This is a genomic window from Candidatus Nitrosocosmicus franklandus (assembly GCF_900696045.1).
Lineage (GTDB): Archaea > Thermoproteota > Nitrososphaeria > Nitrososphaerales > Nitrososphaeraceae > Nitrosocosmicus > Nitrosocosmicus franklandus_A.
The window spans coordinates 1709680-1731324 of record NZ_LR216287.1; the positions used below are offsets into that span (position 1 = coordinate 1709680).

General features: G+C 32.8%; 18 protein-coding genes. 6 read left to right on the forward strand and 12 right to left on the reverse strand.

Features of this window, described 5'->3' with window-relative positions:
* Positions 1-95: 95 nt before the first annotated feature.
* The 4 genes from NFRAN_RS08145 to NFRAN_RS08160 form a co-directional block, all read right to left on the reverse strand.
* Positions 96-1487 (reverse strand): FAD-dependent oxidoreductase, encoded by a 1392-nt coding sequence (locus tag NFRAN_RS08145; protein WP_134484521.1) that lies wholly within the window; start codon positions 1485-1487, stop codon positions 96-98.
* A gap of 21 nt (positions 1488-1508) precedes the next feature.
* Positions 1509-1883 carry a hypothetical protein gene (locus tag NFRAN_RS08150; protein WP_134484522.1) on the reverse strand — a complete coding sequence of 125 codons (375 nt, stop codon included), beginning with the start codon at positions 1881-1883 and terminating at the stop codon, positions 1509-1511.
* Positions 1884-2067: 184 nt separating this feature from the next.
* Positions 2068-4095, reverse strand: coding sequence for a DUF790 family protein (locus tag NFRAN_RS08155; protein ID WP_134484523.1), 2028 nt, complete (start codon positions 4093-4095; stop codon positions 2068-2070).
* A 129-nt stretch (positions 4096-4224) separates the two neighbouring features.
* A complete protein-coding gene (locus tag NFRAN_RS08160; protein WP_320410602.1) occupies positions 4225-5646 on the reverse strand; it encodes a DEAD/DEAH box helicase family protein in 1422 nt (473 codons plus the stop codon).
* 192 nt (positions 5647-5838) lie between these two features.
* Here NFRAN_RS08160 and NFRAN_RS08165 point away from each other — a divergent pair, with 192 nt between their 5' ends.
* Together NFRAN_RS08165 and NFRAN_RS08170 are read left to right on the forward strand one after the other, a co-directional pair.
* Positions 5839-6168 carry a hypothetical protein gene (locus NFRAN_RS08165; protein WP_134484525.1) on the forward strand — a complete coding sequence of 110 codons (330 nt, stop codon included), beginning with the start codon at positions 5839-5841 and terminating at the stop codon, positions 6166-6168.
* Positions 6169-6226: 58 nt separating this feature from the next.
* Positions 6227-8623 carry a helicase-related protein gene (locus tag NFRAN_RS08170; protein WP_269472319.1) on the forward strand — a complete coding sequence of 799 codons (2397 nt, stop codon included), beginning with the start codon at positions 6227-6229 and terminating at the stop codon, positions 8621-8623.
* A gap of 1475 nt (positions 8624-10098) precedes the next feature.
* Here NFRAN_RS08170 and NFRAN_RS13810 read toward each other — a convergent pair.
* Complete coding sequence (locus NFRAN_RS13810; protein ID WP_172602217.1) at positions 10099-10260, reverse strand: hypothetical protein; 162 nt, start codon at positions 10258-10260, stop codon at positions 10099-10101.
* 482 nt (positions 10261-10742) lie between these two features.
* On the opposite strand from NFRAN_RS13810, the gene NFRAN_RS13815 reads away from it, so the two are divergent.
* Entirely contained in the window at positions 10743-10895 is a 153-nt protein-coding gene (locus tag NFRAN_RS13815) for a hypothetical protein (RefSeq protein WP_172602218.1), read from the forward strand.
* Positions 10896-11123: 228 nt separating this feature from the next.
* On the opposite strand, the gene NFRAN_RS08175 is transcribed toward NFRAN_RS13815, so the two are convergent.
* Complete coding sequence (locus tag NFRAN_RS08175; protein WP_134484527.1) at positions 11124-11999, reverse strand: hypothetical protein; 876 nt, start codon at positions 11997-11999, stop codon at positions 11124-11126.
* A gap of 23 nt (positions 12000-12022) precedes the next feature.
* Entirely contained in the window at positions 12023-12307 is a 285-nt protein-coding gene (locus NFRAN_RS08180; RefSeq protein ID WP_134484528.1) for a hypothetical protein, read from the reverse strand.
* A gap of 1314 nt (positions 12308-13621) precedes the next feature.
* On the opposite strand from NFRAN_RS08180, the gene NFRAN_RS08185 reads away from it, so the two are divergent.
* Entirely contained in the window at positions 13622-14167 is a 546-nt protein-coding gene (locus NFRAN_RS08185) for a hypothetical protein (protein ID WP_134484529.1), read from the forward strand.
* 702 nt (positions 14168-14869) lie between these two features.
* Here the strand turns inward: NFRAN_RS08185 and NFRAN_RS08195 are convergent.
* Entirely contained in the window at positions 14870-15310 is a 441-nt protein-coding gene (locus tag NFRAN_RS08195) for a hypothetical protein (protein ID WP_134484531.1), read from the reverse strand.
* A gap of 301 nt (positions 15311-15611) precedes the next feature.
* Here NFRAN_RS08195 and NFRAN_RS08200 point away from each other — a divergent pair, with 301 nt between their 5' ends.
* Together NFRAN_RS08200 and NFRAN_RS08205 are read left to right on the forward strand one after the other, a co-directional pair.
* On the forward strand, positions 15612-16217 hold the full coding sequence (locus NFRAN_RS08200) for a DDE-type integrase/transposase/recombinase (RefSeq protein ID WP_134482534.1): 606 nt from the start codon (positions 15612-15614) through the stop codon (positions 16215-16217).
* An 18-nt stretch (positions 16218-16235) separates the two neighbouring features.
* Complete coding sequence (locus NFRAN_RS08205; RefSeq protein ID WP_134484532.1) at positions 16236-16445, forward strand: hypothetical protein; 210 nt, start codon at positions 16236-16238, stop codon at positions 16443-16445.
* A gap of 716 nt (positions 16446-17161) precedes the next feature.
* Here NFRAN_RS08205 and NFRAN_RS08210 read toward each other — a convergent pair.
* The 4 genes from NFRAN_RS08210 to NFRAN_RS08220 form a co-directional block, all read right to left on the reverse strand.
* Positions 17162-17815, reverse strand: a complete 654-nt coding sequence (locus NFRAN_RS08210; protein WP_134484533.1) for a phosphatase PAP2 family protein — start codon at positions 17813-17815, stop codon at positions 17162-17164.
* A 283-nt stretch (positions 17816-18098) separates the two neighbouring features.
* Positions 18099-18272 carry a hypothetical protein gene (locus NFRAN_RS13820; protein ID WP_172602219.1) on the reverse strand — a complete coding sequence of 58 codons (174 nt, stop codon included), beginning with the start codon at positions 18270-18272 and terminating at the stop codon, positions 18099-18101.
* A gap of 257 nt (positions 18273-18529) precedes the next feature.
* Positions 18530-19453, reverse strand: coding sequence for a proteasome assembly chaperone family protein (locus NFRAN_RS08215; protein ID WP_134484534.1), 924 nt, complete (start codon positions 19451-19453; stop codon positions 18530-18532).
* A 769-nt stretch (positions 19454-20222) separates the two neighbouring features.
* Entirely contained in the window at positions 20223-21473 is a 1251-nt protein-coding gene (locus tag NFRAN_RS08220) for a glycosyltransferase (RefSeq protein ID WP_232038065.1), read from the reverse strand.
* Positions 21474-21645: the final 172 nt, after the last annotated feature.

Sequence of the window (21645 nt, forward strand, 5' to 3'; positions counted from 1 at the left end):
TAATTTGATATTTTATTACTATAATTTGTTCCTATATTTATTATGTTTCTGGACGCGTATTGTTTTTTATTATTGTTCAATTGGAGTTGACAGATTTATTGCCATGCGATATCGATATCGAGTTCCTCTTTGCATACGTTTACTAGATTCACATCAAACGGAGCAACCTTCTGAGCAGTTATGGTTTCCTGAGAGCACTTTAGTATTCCTTCACTTAAAAGCTTGAATATGATGGCATAACTAATAGGGATGGCACCTGTGGCCCCTGGAGAATTATAATTAAGTATGTGCAAAATATTGTCTCGTAGGATAAAAACCGGGTTTGATACAAAACTACCATCTTTGTCTATTAGAACCGATCTTATACCAGCTGTTCCACGGGTCCTAAACTCCTTTGGGTCTATAGAGGGAAGAAATTTTTTCACTCTGTTGATCATGTACCTTTTGGAAATACTGCTCAATGCTTCTTTGGTAACTAGATCGAGTAATTCCTTTCTAAAAAGCGTTCTATTTATTCCATGATTCTTTTTGGATATTAATCCATATATTTTAGGAAGAAATTCTTTTGCATTTGTAAAATTATTGTATCCATATGGTGATAATACTGGACATGCATTTGGACCTACCTCCCTTGTTCCACTGACCCTGATTATCCAGTGTGGATCTAGAAAAGGAAATTGTTGAAATTGAGGTACCGAATAGATACTATGCCTCGTTAGGTCGTTGTATCTTGATGGGGCAATCCAGTATTCGCCCCTAAACAAAAGATCTTGATATGGATGCTCTATTCTCAATTTATTCAAAATATTGATCGAATTGCTGCCGGCAGCATTTATTAAAAAACTACAGTCAATTTCCCTTTTCGTTTTTTCCAAAGAATCAAAGTATTCTACTTTTATAGATTGTTTTGAGGGTTCTATTCGAATATCAACAACCTTAGAAAATGTTATGATTCTCGCTCGTTTGTTCTTGATGGGTATTTGGTTCCCCATTGTTTGCGTGATCTGACCATAATTTACTGATGCATCTTTCTTGCAGAATACTGCAGCTTGACACCTTACATGGGGCTCAATTGTTGATACTTCCCTTTTGCTTAGAATCGTAATTTCAGATTCGTTCAGGCCATTTTTTATGCCCCATTCAAAGTATTGGTGGAGTGTCTTTTCGGATTTCGGATCAGCTGCAACTTCAACTACTCCATCCTCAATAAACGCTAATCCGTTAGAACGACAGTAGTCTTTCAAAAAATCATATCCATATGCTGCAGCTTTGGCCCAAACTTTTTTCTTTTCGGGATTATATATAAACGGAGCATGTACCTTACCTGTATTTCTTGAACTCGTATGTAGCCCTGGTTTTTCTTCTTGTTCTAAGATGGTGATCTTTGTATTACATAGTGAAGATATTGCATACGCTAAAGTAGTTCCAAGAATACCGGCTCCTATAATTAAGATATGATCATTGTCGCTAATTGTCAGACACTTTATCCCATGTCCAAAAAATCATTATTACACTCCTGTCATTGTTACTTTGCCCATCATTAATGACTGGTTGATCTCACTTATTTCATGACTTTTATGTTTCCTTCGCTCAATGACGTACCCAGATTTAGAGTGATAATAAATTATCATGTCCGTAGGATAAAATGATATTATGGAATGATTATCCGAATCAGATGCAAGATGTCTCAGATGGATGTTTTCCCACTCAAAGAGCTTGTCGATGTCGCCATCAAAATGAAAGTCACTTCCACAACTGCATTGGACATTTCTCCAACTTTCTTTGATATTTCTTAACCATTTGTCTTTTTTAACTCCAATTCCTTCTACACTATCGGATTTCTTTTTTTGATCAGATTCCGTATCATTTTTGGTTGTTTTCAATTCTTTTATCCCGGCGTCCTAAACCTCTATTATAAGATCCTCTTGTTTTAAATCTGTTACTTTCTATAATTCAGTCTAGGCCTCCTATACAAGCTAACATACTGCCAACAATTAAAGTCAATCACGTATCTAATTTCAATAAACAAACTTTTTTTTGTAACATTGATGGGAGAAATGGAATCTGCTATTTTCTAAAATGTATTTTAGCATTTGAAAAATCTAAACTATTCCATTCAATATTAAATCCTAAAAATGAAAGCAAGTCAATATGTATTTTTTCTGGCAATCCTTTTGAAGTCATTACCACGGAAGCTTCTCTGACGGTCGGCTTTTCTTTAATTTCATCGAGAACTTCTTTAACAAATTCCTCTTTAAGTAAGAGATCATTTACCATTGACAGTCTATTACTACTTAGCTCTTCATTAAATTGCTTCTTAAACTTGACATTTTTATCTACTAAATCTTTGAACATAATTTTCAAGAGATTGTTATCTAATTGTTCTGTTTCCAAAAATCTTTCTAGATCGCTTATTGACATAATATCCTTTTCTGAATTCCTAAATTTTCTTAAAAATCTTGAGACATATTCTATAAGAATACTTTGACTCTCTTCATTTAAGAGCTCGTCATTTAAGTAATAGTTATCAATTTTTTTAAGAAACGAAATAATATCTTTAAAGAATAGCTTGTCTTTCTTATATGAAGTTATTAATACGTTACTACTTCCCTTGACTTGGTCTAATTTCTCATTATCAGTATTTTCATATGACATCAGATTTTCGTGGTTAATAATAAGGATCATAAAGAATTTTTCTTCCTTGCTTTTATTTTGAATTATGTCGTGTATTTTTGATAATTTTCTTTCAAGGTATTCCTTTGTCCAAAAACCAATGATTTCTACAATTATTTGATAATTGAATTTAGACAATAAAAAATCAGGTATGAATGCAGTTTTTTGTTTAGTTACAATCGGTTCGGGTTCTCGTTCAATTTTCCAACCCGTTTGAAATAACTCAAACTGCTGTTGGAATTTACTTTCTATCTTGCTATCAAACCCAGCTTTCGGGGAATTGTGGATAAGTTCGTGGGATGCTATGTTATCTGGTATTACTGTATTAAAGTTCTGATCGTGTTTGTATTTCTTGTTTGCAGATGTTAGTCTAACTACCGATTGACTTTGACTAGTTAAACTCCTTAAATATACAATATCCTTTTCATAAATACTGAAATCTGCAGATGAAGGGATAGAACGCGGATAAGACTTTTGATTAATTTCAAATTCATATACAATTTTTTTGCCGCTATTTGTTATTCTTAGGATGTCAGCATTTATTGACCATCTATCTGATTTTAAAATAATTGGAAATATTTTTGCTATTGCATTTCCATATCTATCGGTCATTTTCAAGACATTTAAAGCGCCTTCAATTGTACATACGATTTTTTTTTCCTTGGATAATTTGTCATTAGATTGGTGGTTATAGCCTGATTGTTCAAAGTCCTCGATTTCTAACCAGTACATTAATCCAAGCCTTTTTACCTCTCTTAATACTTCTTTCCATAATGTACCTGCACTAGAGGTAACATCTAATACTATTCTCATTTTTAAACAACCAAAAAGCAAAGTCTGAATAAGAGAAATGTTATACATCAATAGTAATTTATCTGGAGCAATGGGTAGGAACACATCAATTATTGCATTCTCATCCAGATCCGACCACATCATTTTTGATAAAATATGCGGTGAAGTTTTTAAATTATTTGAAATATCTTCTAATAGTAATTTTCGTTTGTTCTCATTTGTCGGTATCCCCTTTCTGGCTGATTCGTCAAATACTATTCGCCTTATCTCTATCGCACTTAGCTCTTTCATTAAATCATTTGATTCTTGACTATATCTTGTATTATCGTTTTTAGTATCGCTATTATTTTTTGAGTATGATTGTGATAATGGCTTAAATATGCACCTTCTCTCTAATACTGCTGCTAGTCCCCTAACAAGTTTATAATCTTTGTAGGTGACTTCCATATCTCTAAGATTTTCATCTAATTTTTCTTTAGTTAACTTTTGTTTATGACAATAATCAAAAGTCTGTATTATATGAGATGCTAATTCTATATCCTTTGAGTTCTGTTCAAAAGAACATAAAACTGGACCTATTCTATGGTTTTTGTTATCTATTTTGTATCTTAGTAGATCGACCGGGAGCATTTTCTATTTTTGACACCTTGTATTTACATTTAACTGAGGTCCAAAAAAAAACAACAACAATGATAATTATTTTTTTGTCTTGACATAGTGGATTAAGACATGATCATCATTTAATCTTTTTTGGATTTCTTAGCCGCCATGTACCTTCCTTATCGCTTTATTTCTCTTACTACTTGTAAAAACTTCGCTAGTATCTGAAGAAATTATCTCTATAAGATTTGCTAAATTTTCCGTTTCCTGTTTTGGTCTAAGTAGTCTTCCAAGTCTTTGAATGAATTCTCTTTTGCTGCCTGTCCCGCTTAAGATTACTCCCATATTTGCGTCTGGTACATCAGTTCCCTCATCCAAAACCTTTGTTGTGACTATGACTCTATAATGGCTTTTCCTAAATTTTTCCAGAATTTCATTTCTTTCTTCGTTCTTGGTTTTATTTGTAATAACGGGTATCAAAAATCTGTTGGATATGTTGTATGCAAGTTTCGTGTGAACAGTGAATATGATTATTTTTTCTGATTGGTGAGTTTCCAGTATTTTCTCAAGTTCTTTGATTTTTGCCTGACTGTTAAGTGCAATATCTAAAGCTTCGTTTCTTAAAAGTAGTGCTTTTCTGAGATTAACATTTGATGCAGACATAATGATTAGCTTTTCTAATTTTAACGGATAGTAAATTTTTGATTCTCTTAACAATTGTTTATATTCGTAGATGGTCCTATTATATCGAGATATTTCATGTGGTAACATACTAACCTTGATCTTTTTAAGATTAAATCTTGCTAAATGTTTTTGTTGTGAAAGTTCGTAAAAATCTTTTTTATATACTATGTTACCTATCAATCTGAATATATTGATATGTTTATCGTCTTCTCTTTCTATAGTTGCAGTTAATCCTAAACGGAAAGGAGAAATGAATTGCTCTCCGATTAAAGAGTATTTGTCAGATCCAAGATGGTGAACTTCATCGAATATTAGAAATTCAAATTTGTTACCTAGATAAGATGATTTTAGATATGCTGAATCATAAGTTGTAATTGTGATGCTCTTAACTTCTTCGAAACCTCCTCCTAGTTTTCCAATCTGATCCTTTTCTCTTACCATACTGGATATCGATTCAAACCATTGCTCCATTAAGTTTAATGTCGGAACAATTATCAGTGTTGATGTGTTTGTTCTTAGAATGGCATGTAAGGCAATTATTGTCTTTCCTGCCCCTGTGGGGAGAACTATACATCCTTTCATGTTATTTATCCTCCATTTTGTCAGTGCTTCGCTTTGATAATCCCTTAACTTGCCAATACTGTTACTGTTGTAATGTCCTTTGTGAATAGCAATGAGGTAATTGGGTACTCTATCTTCATATTCTATTTCGTTTTTTCTAAGATAATTTATTATGTTTGAATAATCAAGACCTAGGGCGCGATATCCATTAATTCTTGGATCAAATACTGAATAAGGGGTATTAAATGGGCCTTTTATTAAGATAGTACCTTTATCAAATGTTAATCTAGTTATTTCTATTTTTTTATATATAAAATATAGCCGGTGTTTTTTTATTTAAACATATTTTTTGGGTGTCCAAATCCTTGAATCTTTTATCTTGCATGAGAAATTAGCCTCACTTTTTTCGACCAATATGGTGATTTTCTTTATTGGCCCATAACCTAGTAATCTTGTAACCAAAGGGCCGAATAATAATCCAATAGTTAAATTAAAAGGACAGTCTACGGCATATAATTTGATAGCAATATGTCGAGTGAGGAGAGATTACTACAATTTCTAAAAGAAGGCAAAGACTGGGAAAGAAAGCCCACAAGTATAGCCGGTGTTTTTTTATTTAAACTTCCTGAATATCGTGGTAGACCTCCTACTATTGCAATAGAGATTAATCCACTCAATTCAAATGGCGCCCCAAGCAAAAAGAGGGGTATTGTAATAAAATCCTCAGAGGAACTTAACTCAATTCTTGAATTAATAGGAAATTCCAAAGTTTTACAACTAGCACAATCAATCGATAATGTTAATCCAGAAAGAAAAACTGTAGTTAAAGGTGAATCAAACGACGTATTCGAGATTTAGATTTTCATATTTGATAGATAATAGCATTCGCCCCATTTGATTTAATACTTTTATAGATTTGGTCCAAGAATATTTTACACATCCTCTATTAAGAAAAAATTCGCTGATATTTCGTCAATATCAACAAGACATTGTACTAAAGTCTTTGTATAGAAATTCTTTAGTTGTTATTCCTACTTCCTTAGGTAAGACCATTGTCGCACTTTTGATCTGTCTTGATATATTGCTGAATTGGAAAGATTCTAAGATTCTGATTCTAGCCCCAACCCGGCCTCTAGTGTTTCAGCATTTTGATCTCTTCAGAAAACATACTCTTCTTGCAAGCCAATGTGTTTGCTTGACTGGAAAAACTGCACCTGAAATTAGGAAAGTATTGTGGAATTCTTCAGAAATTAGAGTTTATTTTGCTACTCCTGAGCTCGTTAATAATGATCTTTGTAATAATTTATTGAAAAAAGATGATTTTTATCTAATAGTATATGATGAAGCTCATCGGGCAGTTAAAGATTATAGTTACACCCGTATATCTAATCAATTCTATCGTGATTCGGAGAACAATGATCCTCCACTTGTACTTGGGTTATCTGCAAGTCCAGGTTATACTGAAGATAAAATCAAAGAGGTATGTGGCAATTTGTTTATAGAACAAATAATTTCAAAGGAAGAACGTGAGGATGATGTATTACCATATGTATATGATACCGATATAGAATATCAACGCGTTGTGTTGAATAACTATCATTTGGAAATATCTGACATTTTAACCTCGATGATCCATGATAATATCAATTGGCTCATCAAGAATAGACTATTGAAAAAGAAACGAGCGGATAGCGTGTATAAAAAGGATTTACTATCGCTTAGGGACTATATAACTTTGAATCTTGATCCAAAAGCACCAAATCTTTTCTTAATTACTGCATTAAGGTATCAATCACTATCTATGATCTTACTTTATTGTCGTGACTTAATTGAATCACAGGGTGCCTTTGCCTTGAGAAAATTCCTCAATGCCTCCAAAGAAAATTCTGGTAAATCCTATAATTACTTGTTCTTGGATACACGAGTGCAACAAATCGAGGCAATATTAAACAAAAATATTGGTCAGGCAGAACCCAAATTAGCTAAATTATTGTTCGTAATCAACCAATTTCTTAAACCGGATTCAACGACTTTATCTGATCATAAAAAAAATACGTTGTCAAAGTTTTCACAAAATTCCATTGTTAATACTCCTAAAAAAATTGAATCACTACCTATTGCACAGTCAAGTTCTTCTATTGCACAGAAAAAGGTCTTGATATTTTCTCAATATAGAGATACTCTTGAAGAGATCACGTTATTTCTGGAAGAAAATGGTATAAAATGCAAGGGATTTTATGGCCAAGCCAGTAGGAATGGCGTAAAAGGCCTTAGTCAAGATAAGCAATTGTCAATACTTGACGATTTTCGTGAGGGTAAGTTTCCAGTTCTTGTTGCTACTTCTGTTGCTGAGGAGGGCCTCAATATTCCTAACGTTGATCTTGTGTTATTCTACGAGCCTGTTCCAAGTGAAATAAGGTTTATACAAAGAAAAGGTAGAACCGGAAGGTTCTCAAACGGCAAAGTGGTAATTCTGGTTTCGGAAAATTCTGTAGATGTAAAATACCTTGAGGCCTCTAAGAGAAAACTATTCAGAATGCAGTCAAGCCTTCAAAAAACTAATTTCTCATTAAACTATTACAAGAAAAGATCCTTTGAAAATTATGAGAGAATGACAGAGTCAGATATTTCTCGATTATACACCCAACCCGACCAATTTCATGAAGGAATTAAGGAAAATAAGACGCAAACTGCAAATATCGATACTGTATTGACAAATGATAATCCTATTTACGAGTATGTTTCTTCTAATTCTAATAAGAAGATAAAGACTCTTGTAAGAAGATTGTCTTATCGTTCTTTCAAGTCCGACAGCAATAGAACCTCCAAAGATTTTACCTCTTCTTTTACATCGAAAAATCTTGAAGACTTGTATGAGGCGTCTTTAAGCTTGGACAAAAAGAAAATGGTTCAGAAGGCTCAAAGACAGATTAATAGTCTTCTTGCAAAAGCCGGAAAATCAGGATTGACTATTGCTACTATTGAAGAACAGGTTGATATGGATAGGACGATCATTCAAGAAGCAATTGCTAACTTGAAAAAAATAAAACGAATAGTATTACTAAACAAAAATACGTTAGCTCTGGTCGAATCAACACGGTTTTTACCTGGTAGCAAGTACTCTATATTTATTGAAAAGGTATTATTAGGCAAGGCCGTAGTAAAAGTAAATGATAAATGGTATGCTTCTCTCGAACACTATGACTATTTCGGACCAAGACAGCTACTAAAAAAGGGTAATACACTGGAGGTTATTGGCGAGATGTACAAAAGAGAAAATGTACTGCATTTGATCATAAAAAAGATATTATGATTCAATAGGTTTAATTCAACAATTTATTTACCTAAATAATTATATCAATTTTCAGACTCTAATAAGTTCAGTAAATGCTAATCTTTATCAAAAATAAATGGAAGTTATATATAAACAATTTTGGCGTAAACTAGAACAAGCTGGTAATCATATCTTCACCTCTTTTGGATTTACAGGAAGAGAGAACAATAATGATGATTATAATCATTAATTGATGCCTGAGACATCTTGAAGCCGTCTCATCATGTTAATTGTCAGTCCTTTGGAAAACTTTGTGTAAGCAAAAATACATACATACTTTAAGTTAAAAAAAGCGACACCGGTAAAATACATACCCTAGTATCCTACGATTCTTTCGAGCAAACAAGGATACAAAAACGTCATAATTTTCCTTATAGGGCTCCTAGCTGATGCTTTTGTTCGTATTCTATTTCTTTTGACAATCATATCTATTCTACTGCCTTTGGGCTGTTAAACTTTGGTTAGATAGACACAAAACGGCTCGCGAATTAAACCCGAGACTATGAAGAATATTTACAGAAATGCTGCAGTTCAATTTTGCTTGTTCGTATTGATACTCAGTCATTAGAGAATATCGGACTTTGTTTCGAGAATCAACGAAATAGATATTCGATAGTTTCTTTCAGAAAAACTACTCTACTATTTTCGAAAGGAAATATAGGTACTCGCATCCACTCTGAGGGGTTTCTCCGTTGATCCTTCTCATAGTGGATGTAACAAGATAATTGAGCATGTCTCTTTGTTTGCCTATTCTTTTAAACCTCTCATGTAAACAACTTTCAAATTATAACTCTTGTCATTTTAAAATTTGTGGATTTATCCACAAAATAGTTCATAATCAAATTAACTAGTTCCTCGAATGTCTAAATAGATTTATGATTTATAATGCCCATCAGCAAGTCTTGATACTACTTGGAACCATTATTTAGATTCGAGACAACGGAAGAATATATTCAACATAAGGAAATTTGATATCTTTCTGATTGAACTAGACACTGAATTAGTAACACATGATAATTCCTATTTAGATCCTAACAAGCAGATCTAAAAATTTTATATTTGTTGTGAAGAGCTTGTCTGTCAGCAGGATTCGAAAACTATCAGGACCATTAAACCGGTATACATCATTAAATGTGGTGGACGAATATTATACGTTGGTATATTCCTTCTTTTCTCATATTCTTGATAGATAAACTAAGAGAAATCAAATATTCATTACTAATATCTATAGCAGAGGCAAATTCGGTATTCAAGATTCTGACTCTTTAGAATGAAAATCTTGATCAGAGATATATATTATATTTAGGAATAAATTATAGCCAATGCACATATGGCAAATGAAGTATTCACTAAACATCTGCAATGTAATTGTAGATTGAGAAAGGCTACATTCACGTCATAAGTTTACTTGTTCAGGATATTTCTGATACAAGATACAAAAACGTGAGAAAGGTTTAATCATTGCCTGACGTTGATGCCTTTCTTAATCTTGTTACATTGTGATTGTTATTAAAATATATTTGTCTACTTATCCCATATCTTACAATTACCATGAATATTCCTTCAAAGAGAAAGGCATCGACAATTGCTGATAATAAATTCAGATCTACAATCACTAATTATCCATTCCTAAAATAAGAAGAACATCTAAATAATATCGATGATACAACCATATATACCATCGGCCTAAATGCTACTTGGACATTTTTTGACTCCAAGACAATGGGAAGTATTTAGTAAGTATAAGGAATGGTTATCAACTACCCCATTACCAATCCAAAAGCCCTTTAAAACTTCTCATTGTATTTTACTTGTGGATATTTATTTGTTTAATTTATAATTGATACCTGTTAAAAGTTGAACTGACGTGTCTTTCACCAATAAGTTTTATTTAAACAACTTGTTCTTGAATTTGGAATTTAAATAACTATTATGTTTGAAAAATTTTACTTTACCATGATAGAGAATAATACATACATTCAATTATGTCTGTTTTCCTTTTATCTGTCATTGGAGTTATTTTATGTATTGGTGTTGTAGATTACATAGTTTATGGAGACACTGAAAATACAAGAATTGTAAAGGCATCTGGAAAGTCATGGAGGATCTGAACAACACCAATACTGAAGGTGCAAAGAAACATGCTGAGATAACCCAATGTATGATTGCATCGATGAACGATCAAAAAGGTATCGGTATTACACACAATTATGCCACTTCCTACCACATACTCGTATTTTATTCCACATAATTGATTGATCAGACTCAGAATCCAGTTTGGCCTTATAATTAGGACTGATACTTTTACCTGTCTTATTACCAAAACATTCCTTTTTTCATTATTTCCTAAACTTTGATACCATCTTTTCAAATTGCTTTTTTGTGTCCTATGTGCAAATCAATATTCTAGAATAAAAAAGAAAAAAAGTTGTTTGTAAGGCAGCAGGTTATCAATATGTACCTGCCCACTTATCTAACACTAATCCCAGTTTGGTGTTAAGGTATTTTCTACTGGTTTTTCCTTTATGATAAAGGCAGTTGTTCCAAGGATGTTCTTCTGCGCCCATTGGACAAATTCATCCGATCCTATTGGAATGGGTTCTTCTGTTACAGTATATGGAATTCCCCTATTGTCTAGTTCCTCTTTGACTGCATCAAATCCAGAACCACTACCCGTTGCAGGAACAAGCACAACACTGTTTGCATTATTTACAGCTAATGATCTTTCTATTTGGTCTACTGCGTTAGGTACTGCTACCTCCATCAATTCAGGCCAGTCTTCTCTTGCAGTAATTCCAAATGCATCAGCATAACCCATTTTCTGCTTTACATGTTTAGCTGCATTGGTAAGTTCTTCAACTTGAGCCATGTCATTTAAATTAGATCTCGCTCCGTGTCCTACCATTACAAATACTTCTTTTTCAGGGTTACCGTTATTATTTTCAGATCTGGATTCTTGGGCTATTTTAACAAATATTTCTCGCAATGTATTGTCATCTGGACTTGCAGGTCTTGAGAAAATGAGGATAGCATTGCTTGTTTCACTTGCAGGTTTTGTTAGCATTCCCATGTACAAACAGTTGTTTGGACCCGTTGGAACACCTGGACAGTGTTTGTACTCTTCAATTCCTCCAAATATTCCTCTTGTAACGTTATGTATGATGGTTGCGTCTGGTCCAAAGAGATCGGTGTATAGGAAGATTACATATTTTACTCCTTGTTCATCTAACTTTGCTAATCCTTCGTCCCAGTTATACGGCATATGGGTTATTATTTCAGTTGGGTATCCTAATCTTTCGAGGGCCTGTTTTATGGGTTCTGTCTTTTCTGGTTCATGGCTTCCTGGTGTGCCCATACCATGTGTATAGACTAAAACACCTACTGACCAGTGATTCCTCCACCTGGAAATGGAATGATATCATTGAACCATTCAAGGATTTCTGTTATATCTAGATTCATAAAACCTTGGATATCGTCCATTTCGGCTATCTTCTGCTGTGCATAATCTAGACTTTGACCCATCCTTTCTTGGGCTTCTTCTATTCTTGAGTTAATTGAATTTGAGTCTGGGTTTTGGGCAAATACCAATGATTGAAACCCTGCTAATAACAGGGTAATCATGATAATTGTGCTAAAAGTAACGTTATTTCTCACAATAACCATTAGTATAAATAAAATATATAATGATATTACGATTCTAAGCTTGGAAAGTATATTTTTTACAAAAAATAAATAGTAAGATAATCGGCTTATTTGTTTAAGGAACACTTATAAGTGAAAGTACTTTATCCTAACAACAGTAATGATTCTAATGGTAAAGTTATAATATATGACGACATACTTCATTAGTATCAAATTTTACGGTCGTCTTAGTTAACTTGATATTTCTAATACTTTCGGCAATTGTCCGATCTATTTTCTTCGACTTCATGTGGTACTTTTGAAATTTGATTGTTACTACCTATTAATGATCTAAATATTTTTGTGATATCATGATAGCTACAGTTTCAAAATAAACGGTATTTGCTAATAATATCTATATTATTTGAATTTAATTCCCAAACCTGTTATAAGATATAATAAATAATATGATTCAATTGTCTGGAATCACGATTTTTTGTAGATAAAAAAGTTAAATTATTTGATTTATCCATCACTCATACAGTTGATCGGGTCATTAAGTAGTGGCTTCCTTTTATAATGGAATTTAAGATAGAAAAAAAGAAAATTAGCTATTTGGAGCTGGTATGATTCAAAATACTTCACATCTAAGGTATCACCCCTTGAAGTCTTTGAACACATGACAGCACCCATAAATAATCCGCCATAAAAATTCTCTAACTTGGTGGTAACAATACAGATGGTCAAAAATAACGATTGCTATTGTTTAACCATTTTTTTTGTATATCAAGGATTCTTCAATATTTTGAACTTTTATCTAAAATCCCAATAAATGAATCAATCTTTTTTCGAATTGTAATTAAAGTTACATCTCCAAATTGAGAACAAAAATGGAAAATCTTGATCAAAAATAAATAAGTTGGCTGGGTATCAAAGATTCTTGACTGTAATATATTATTTAACCCACAGAGGATATATTTACGTCATTAGTCTGGAATTAGGTGATTAGAGCCGAAGTGAGGTTAAAAGAAGAAGTAACGGAATTAGAAAATTAACCATCGTACTAGGATTACTACGTGATTTGTCTATAGGTCTATCTTAAGAGGATAATTTATTATTTTTTGATTGCCCATGCGTCAAGTGTTTCTTGTTTATCGATTTGAAGATACTTTAATTCAAATTCTAATTTTTATAAATTATGTAATTATGGTAGATAATTGCATTGTTGGCATAGTTGACAGACATCTAAAAGACCAATTTGAGTTATTCTAGTTTGTGAGATTGGAATCAGAATTTAAATATTTGCATAATTTATTTATGGACGGAAATATGTCTGAATCAAATAAAATCTAAGCTATGACAAATCCTACATCTAAAAGTGATACAACAAATGAGAAAAAAGAAGTTAAAAATAATAATGATATGCTGACCAAATCTAAAGAACAACAGTTTCAGGAATTAGTTAGCTGGTTAAAGAAGTGGGGATATGAAACTAAAGACACCACAAAGGACAACAACATCGAAGGAATAGAATATCAAGCGCAGATCACACCTCAAATTCCATATGAGTTTGGCTTATCTACACCTTTGTTTTTGGAGTACCAAAAGGACTTGGATGATGGTTTTATAATAAGAACTACTTTTAAACTTGACAATCAAATGCAAAATCAATTAAATGAAGAAAATTTTGATACTACATATAGCGAACTAGAGGGCATTATTTATCCAATGAATGTATCGATGATCAAGTCATATCCAGCAATTAACATATACAAAGTAATGTTTCATGAAGACTTGACAAGGAGGCTTTTTTTGGAAGGTTTAATGGGAGTTATTCATTCGATGTCACTCGTAATATCTAAAATGAATCAAAGGTCACGCAAAGTTGTGCAACAAGTATAGTGTTACTTTAACTCTTTGTAACTAATATGTACTTGTAATTTTTTTAGTATTTGGATCCTAATTCAATCCCCACAATTGTGATCTCAATTAACATGAAAACTTGAATAGAGATAACTGACTTTAATTAATGTGTCTATTTTTGGAATCGTTTTTATGATATTACAATCCGAGCTATAAAATTTCTAGTAGGATCCAAGCCATCATTTCCAAAAAAATACAGCTTATATAACGAATTGTATTCTGTTCGATGAATATCATATTAAATGAAGTAGTGTCATAAAAGATATCCTATTACAATTTTCTCTTTTTTATTTGATCGTATTTCTTTATATTTTGTTTTTAGTTTTTTATGTCTGGGTTTGGTTCGTAATTTACTCCCACAACATGGACACCTCGAATCACTATTCCAAATCAAATATATTTCACAAGTTTGACATCGTTTTTGACCCTCTGCATACCTAGTGTTATATACAAGTCCTAATATGGTGGCTTTATATTTCACACAAATCCCTTTGCAGGCAGAACCCATATGTCTTTGCTATTGTGTCAGTCGGTATTAAAAAGCGAAGCTGATTTTATGTCGTGAGAATCTTATCATAATCAATTGCTGAAATGACCACGTAAATTATGAAGAGTTAGTGTATATGAAACAAAATTAGAGTTGTTGATTTGTGAAAATGTCAAACAAAAAAATTATTGTGGTTATTGTTGTTGCTGGAACAATGCTTCTGCTTTACCCAAGTTGTAATTTATTACAGTCACCATGGCTTGGATCAATTCCACAGGCTCTCTATCTTCCATGGCTGTAGTCAAATCCTCCCTAATCAATAGTTCAGTAGATTCCATCAACTGGGGATTCAAAGCTGCTAACGGACCCTCCAAATACTCATAATGATCTAGGTACGCAGTCCTCACTGTTTGTACAGCTCCGTCAAAATTTTGAGCTGCATATTGATCACTTGCTTGAATCAAAAACGTCCTGATTTGATTTATTAGAGTAATTGGATCCACACTTGTTTCCTCGCTTGATGCTGCCTCACTTTCAATTAAACCTTGGCCCATTACTTTACCTAGATCTAGTAATGATAATGAGGCAATTAATAACAAAGGCAAGGCAATGAGGCCACTAAACTTTCTAATCATTTATCCGTAATGGATGAATATTAAATATATTGCAATTGTTAATTCTTGAAAATGAGAATTATAGTAATTGATAATGTTATTTTCTATTTTATTAACATCCCTATAATATCATATATGTAACGATCACAGACAAACTTATCTTGATATATACAGGTTATGTTATCCTTTTAATTCATCAACCAAAATTCCCTTGAAGTATTTAATAATATAAAATATTTTTACATATGAATGTACCATAACGATTTTTGGGCTCTGTTCATTTAGCGTCAAGTCTATAGCTTGAAGATGTCCTATCTCTTTTATGAATACTAGAAACAGAACACCTTCAAAATATGTGTATTATGGCTTACATTTGTACTTTTCAGGTCTTTCTCTTAGGAAAACATCTGAAAGATTATCATACTGTATCAAACGAAATCATGTCACTATCTGGAACTGGATTCAAAAGTACCAACCTAAGATTATCAAGACAAAACAAAGAAGGATATGTGAATTCATTGTAGATGAAACATTGCTTAAGGTTGGTTCAGAATACACGTGGTTATGGGTTGCAATAGATGCGAAAAGTAAGGAAATTCTCTCACTATCCATTTCTAAGGAGAGAAACATGTTTGTTGCGGAACGGTTTCTGTCAAACATAGTCAGAGACTATGGAAAGCATCCAGTTTCAACAGATGGTGGTACTTGGTATCCCATGGCTTGTCAATTCCTTAAATTAGAACACCATCTCCATTCCTCCTATGAAAAAAACTTGATTGAAAGAACAATGCAGTATATCAAGGACAGAACTGAAAGTTTCGATGATTACTTTCCCTGCAGGCTAAAGAACTGCAAACTAAAACACGTAAAAAACTGGTTGAACCTGTTTGTCGACTATCACAACAAGGAATTAAAACCTGTTAACTGAACAGAGCCGTTTACCGAAATGAAAAGTATTGACAAAAAACAAGTATCGATTTTAACTGCGATTGTGACTTTAGCCGTTGCAATGACTTTGTCGCCTTTAGGAATGAACTATAATATCCAAATGGCAGTTGCGGGGGGGGGGACGATCATGATGGCGATGATGATAATGGAAACAGTGCATCTCAGACAATTGCTCAATTCCAATCTTCAGAACAAAATAGTCAAGTAGTATCAGGCGATGACTCTGAAGGCTCTGGCAATAACTTTAACTTCCAAAACCAAGAAAATGGCGGAAATAATGCATTAGCTCAACAATAAATTTATAACCTTCTTATTTATTTTTACATTCTTTCGTGCAAATGTTCATACATATTTCTAAAACCTCTCTAATGCAACGTGCACATAAAAAGTTGTTATTTCACATCTAAAAAATAATAATCGAATCGATATTGTTTATTGGACATAAATTGCATCATACAAAATAGTATTATTACCTGATGTCTCTACTAAAGTCAATGTGTAATCTGTGTTGATTGTCCGGTTTGGAGATTGACAAGCGGACACGCAGTTGCCTTCTACAAAGTTATGTGCTATTGTATTTTCGAGTTGTTTGTTTGTGGATGTGTTTGTATCAATATGTCATAACGGGTTGAATTATCTCGAAACGACATCATTGATGGTAGATTTACCATAGGGATTTGTATTGTTTAACGACATCTTTTCTACGTGTCTTGATGTCTTGTACGTAAAATCTCTTTGAAAGCCTTATGCATAATAATACTCTAGAAAGAATCAACAATTCCCCCCCCCGAAGGCAGCTGCCGATACTAAAAACAAGATGATAACTTTTTAATACGCGTTTCTTTGATCGAGTAAATCGATTATTTTTCTGGATATTCACTTGAAATCCTATGCTTAAAAATAAAATTTTGGTATCTAATTTTATTAAATTAATCTTTTGAATCTGTTATATATTCTACAATAAATGGCATAAATAGACTCTGTATAAAATGATACAGTCAGGACAACAAACGAACCTAATAACGCTCCTCCAACTACATCGGATACATAATGAGATCCCAGAAAAATTCTAGAGATACACACAAAAAATGCTTCTATTATTAATAATACAGAAACTGTCTTTTTTTTCCAGGTATTATTGAAATACAAGGCAGAACCCAGAACACCAGCCGTAACAATACTCGCATGTCCTGAAGGATATGCCTCACTCGATTCATTGACCGCTAAAACAGGTCTATCTTTATCAATTACATCTTTCAAAACCGTATTTACAGGAATGATGATAATTATAGAAACGAAAATAAGTAATGCGGACAACTTTCCTTCTCTTTTACCACACAAAAATAAAATCGCAATGGTAAATGTCCAAAAATACTCTCGTCCATAATCTGAGAGAAATTCCATAAACGGCTTCACAGGAGATGCTTGGAGTTCCTTGCTAGGAAGGTATGATCCAAAAACGTTATCTATCCTTTCAATCAAATCCATTGTACTGGAATTCTCAGCGCTATATACCATAATTGTCCAGATAACAAAAGAAAAGAAAATGACAGTAGTTGTTATTTTTCTTATATTCATCTTGTTTCTAAATCGCGATTGCAAAATAGTAGATAGTTCAAATTAATCATTTCGTTTCATCTCTATATTCATTTTCTTTATCTTTCTTAGAAACTTTTTCAATTAAGATAACCAAATCATAGAACTTGGCAAAGCGGGCGTCAATGTGCGAAAAATCAATGAAAAGTAAGAAAGCAAGCAAATGGAAATGTTGAACTTGTATTCTCAAGATATTTGCTTGCACCTCATTGTATACTGCATATAATGGTATGTGAACTTTTATGGTGAATTGTTGCTGTGTGTATTAATCATTATTAGCATTATCATCAACAATCTCATCATCTTTATTGACTTGGTGCCTTGGTATCAAATTATTAAACCACGCTTGTTGATACATACGACTCTCCAGAACACTGGACAAGAAATGGGTCATGGTCGCATTAATTAAGAAAGTTTTCAAAACAAAATTATCATCCATATCTTTCTCTTATTCTCAATCACGCTCAAAAATCACTCATGCTTAAGTGCCAAGTGATCATGCTTATCGTTTGGTATATGGGGTTACAGTGTGTATTTCTAACAAATTTTGTCATAGAACTGCTCTTAGAAGTTTAAACATTAGGTAGTTTTTTTTGAAAAGTTTTGGATATGAGATCCAATGCCTTATCTATTGGATTACGGAAAAATAATGTAATAGTCAATTACAACAACAAAATCCATTCTGTGCTATTTATCCTATCCGTACATGAATCGATGATTTGAAATATTGCCTTCTTCTTGTCCGCCGCTTCCAGCTGTGCGTTGTTCTTGTTCGGCCTTAATAATTTGTTCTAATTGTCTTTTTAGTTTTTGGCCCTGTTCTTTTAACTGTGTGGTTTCGATTTTCAGATCGTCATCGCTGATGAAATTGTTAAAGGTTTCTATTAATAGAGAGGCGCCTTCTGGATCAGGTATGCCACTTGAAGATGGAATAAGTATTGCAGCACATGGAATTTGGTTTGATAAACATGCTGATAACAAACCGCCTGCAATTCCTCCAATGAAGGTTGTGTACTTTTTGCTTGAATCTTCTATCGCACTTCTATTAAAATTACTTTGAGAATTAGTCTCCTTATCAGATGATTGCATTTCATCATTTTCTTTCTGCTGATCTGATACAATAATTTCCTTTCTGTTGTTTTTCTCCATATTTTCGCTAGCCAGAATCACTGGCTTTCTATCCGAATCAGGAATACCTTGAACAGGAATACCATCTAAGACCATTACTTCTTCTATCGAGTTTTTAATTGCCCAGTCCATTACCGCATCTAGAACAAAATGTGTGCCATCCAACATTATCGGTGCTTCACAAACTAACACACATACATTTCCTTGTTTATTTGCATAGAGTCTAAATGGATGTCTGAGCTTTCCATCAATAAATATTACACCCGGAGAAATATAATGAGACTCAACAAATGCTATTTGATACATTTCCAGTTTGTCGATTATATAACTAGTGCTAATAGAACCAACAAGACCGGGACCTGGAAAACCAGCAATTAGTATTGTCTTGTCTTTTTTTAAATTATTTAAATCAGCAATCGTGATGATTTTTGTAGAAGTTGGGCTGCTAGATGTAGTGGTATTACGGGAAAATTTAGTACGCAAGCGACTCATCTATCCAACTATACCTCTCATATCCTCTTATTAATAATATTGTTAATAATAACCACAATTAATTAACTTACTCGATGCTACGTAGGCAGTAAAAAGGGTTATACCATATCAATATTTGTCATCAATTCTTTTCTCTCACTACCAATTTGTTTTCATATAGTATATGTACAACTATTCTTAGATTGATAATTTGTTTAACAGATATTGTGTAAGATTGTATTATGGTAAGTTAATTGTATACTTGCCCCGATCTAGTATTTCTCATACTACATGCTAAATTGATATTTATTACCAAAATTAATTGAAATTTTATATTTCTTGGCTAACCATCACACATATCTCTTGATTAGTGTACTACAGTAGCACGCATTTTGATATAGTCTTATAAACCCTGTTTCTCATAACATGACATTATTGCGTAAGTTAAAAAACGACCCGCTGGACGCAAGTTTTGACACGGGCAAAAATTATAAAATTGGAATCAAACCGATTTATTACTTATATTAAGCTTTCATGTAACGGTAGTTGCATATGAAAGATTAAATATAAGTAACAACACCCATACCTTTCAGTTTTGAAATGGCTAGAGTAAGACAAGTGTTTTTTGATTAATCACAAGCCTATAAATTTAATTTAGAATTTATAAAAAGATGTAGTTTATCAAACAATAAAATAATAATTTGACAGATATAATTAGAGCCCAATATCTATTCATTATCTTGATTAAACAAAAACCTGGGGAGGGGATAAGTAGTCAAGGTAAATGAGACTAATCCCACATCTTTTCTTTAAAGGTTAATTTCTTGTTAAACAGAAAATTACTAACAGAAGCTATGCTAACTCCTAGCAATAGGGAAATATCATAAGACATTCCAGATTCGCTTAGGAGGTATATAGACAAGAATTGTATTAGTATCCCAAGCGAGCTACATCCTATAAACATTCCATATTGCTTTAAAAATCTAGTTGCTTCAATATTTCTGTCCTCAAATGTCCAGAATTTGTTTAACAAGAAATTTGTAGTAACGGAAAATGCAATACCTGCGGATGTCGCCTGCAAATATCCAAAGTTTCCAAGGACTCCGTTTGACAAAAGCATTGACACCATATAGTTTAAAATAAATCCGCTAGCTCCTACTGTGTAAAATCTGGCTGCCTTGGAAATAAACCTGACAGACTGTCTCTTCTCGGGTTGAGATTTTTGCCTCTTTGACTTTCTTCCGTATCTATATAGCTTCCATATAGCTTTCAAATAATCAAGAATTGTTGCAAGATCAAGTTTGCTTTGGCCGTGTTTTCTATCTTTAAAAGTGTAAGGAATCTCTTTTACACAAACTTCTCCCTTCTTTTTTATCAGTATTTCAAGTAGTATTTTAAAACCATTTGTATTAAATTCTACACCTTCTAAAGCGTGTTTCGGAAAAGCAAAAAAACCAGACATTGGATCATAAACATTCTTTAAGGATAGACTATGTCTTGCTATGAAATTTGCACCTGTGCTAAGCAATAGCCTCCTAAAGGACATTCCTTTTACTGCCCCTCCTCGGACATATCTAGAACCTATTATAATACAATTGGGCTGATTTTTTATCTCACTTATCATCCTATTTACTACTTCGGGGGGGTGCGAAAAATCAGCATCCATAATTAAAACATTCTTTCCTTTTGATGAACGAATTCCGTTCACCACCGCAGCTATTAATCCTGCTTTTTTCTTTCTATGTATTACCCTTATCGATATGTTCTTTTTCAAGCTGTTTAGAGATCGTGATTCTGTGTTGATGTCATAACTATGAAGATTCTTTTTTTCCTCTATGTATTTTTCAACAATATGTCCAGTCCCATCGGGGGAACTGTCGTCAACTATGATGATTTCTACATTAGTTTCTGTGGGAATATGCACTTGGATTTGATTTAACAAATCCTTAATATTCATAGATTCATTGAATGTAGGGATAACAATGGAGATGAATTTTTGATCATCTGTGGTTTGCTGCATTGTTTCATTAACATTTAGCATAGTCACTGAAATTCCCTCATCTTACGGTAACTAATTTATTAAAATAATATATAATATATGCGATTGTTTTCTAATTTAAGAATATGTTTATAAATTCAAGATCTCGTCGATGTTTAAAGTTTTGACTTTAATTTTATTTTTCTACATATAATGTGTTTAGTGGTAATATCAT

Coding starts and splice junctions, on each gene's coding strand:
- NFRAN_RS08215 (WP_134484534.1), bottom strand. CDS start 19,453: ATGAGTCGCTTGCGTACTAAATTTTCCCGTAATACCACTACATCTAGC.
- NFRAN_RS08200 (WP_134482534.1), top strand. CDS start 15,612: ATGAATACTAGAAACAGAACACCTTCAAAATATGTGTATTATGGCTTA.
- NFRAN_RS13815 (WP_172602218.1), top strand. CDS start 10,743: ATGGAGGATCTGAACAACACCAATACTGAAGGTGCAAAGAAACATGCT.
- NFRAN_RS08185 (WP_134484529.1), top strand. CDS start 13,622: ATGACAAATCCTACATCTAAAAGTGATACAACAAATGAGAAAAAAGAA.
- NFRAN_RS08165 (WP_134484525.1), top strand. CDS start 5,839: ATGTCGAGTGAGGAGAGATTACTACAATTTCTAAAAGAAGGCAAAGAC.
- NFRAN_RS08205 (WP_134484532.1), top strand. CDS start 16,236: ATGAAAAGTATTGACAAAAAACAAGTATCGATTTTAACTGCGATTGTG.
- NFRAN_RS08155 (WP_134484523.1), bottom strand. CDS start 4,095: ATGCTCCCGGTCGATCTACTAAGATACAAAATAGATAACAAAAACCAT.
- NFRAN_RS08175 (WP_134484527.1), bottom strand. CDS start 11,999: ATGGGCACACCAGGAAGCCATGAACCAGAAAAGACAGAACCCATAAAA.
- NFRAN_RS13820 (WP_172602219.1), bottom strand. CDS start 18,272: ATGGATGATAATTTTGTTTTGAAAACTTTCTTAATTAATGCGACCATG.
- NFRAN_RS08220 (WP_232038065.1), bottom strand. CDS start 21,473: ATGCTAAATGTTAATGAAACAATGCAGCAAACCACAGATGATCAAAAA.
- NFRAN_RS08210 (WP_134484533.1), bottom strand. CDS start 17,815: ATGAATATAAGAAAAATAACAACTACTGTCATTTTCTTTTCTTTTGTT.
- NFRAN_RS08180 (WP_134484528.1), bottom strand. CDS start 12,307: ATGGTTATTGTGAGAAATAACGTTACTTTTAGCACAATTATCATGATT.
- NFRAN_RS08195 (WP_134484531.1), bottom strand. CDS start 15,310: ATGATTAGAAAGTTTAGTGGCCTCATTGCCTTGCCTTTGTTATTAATT.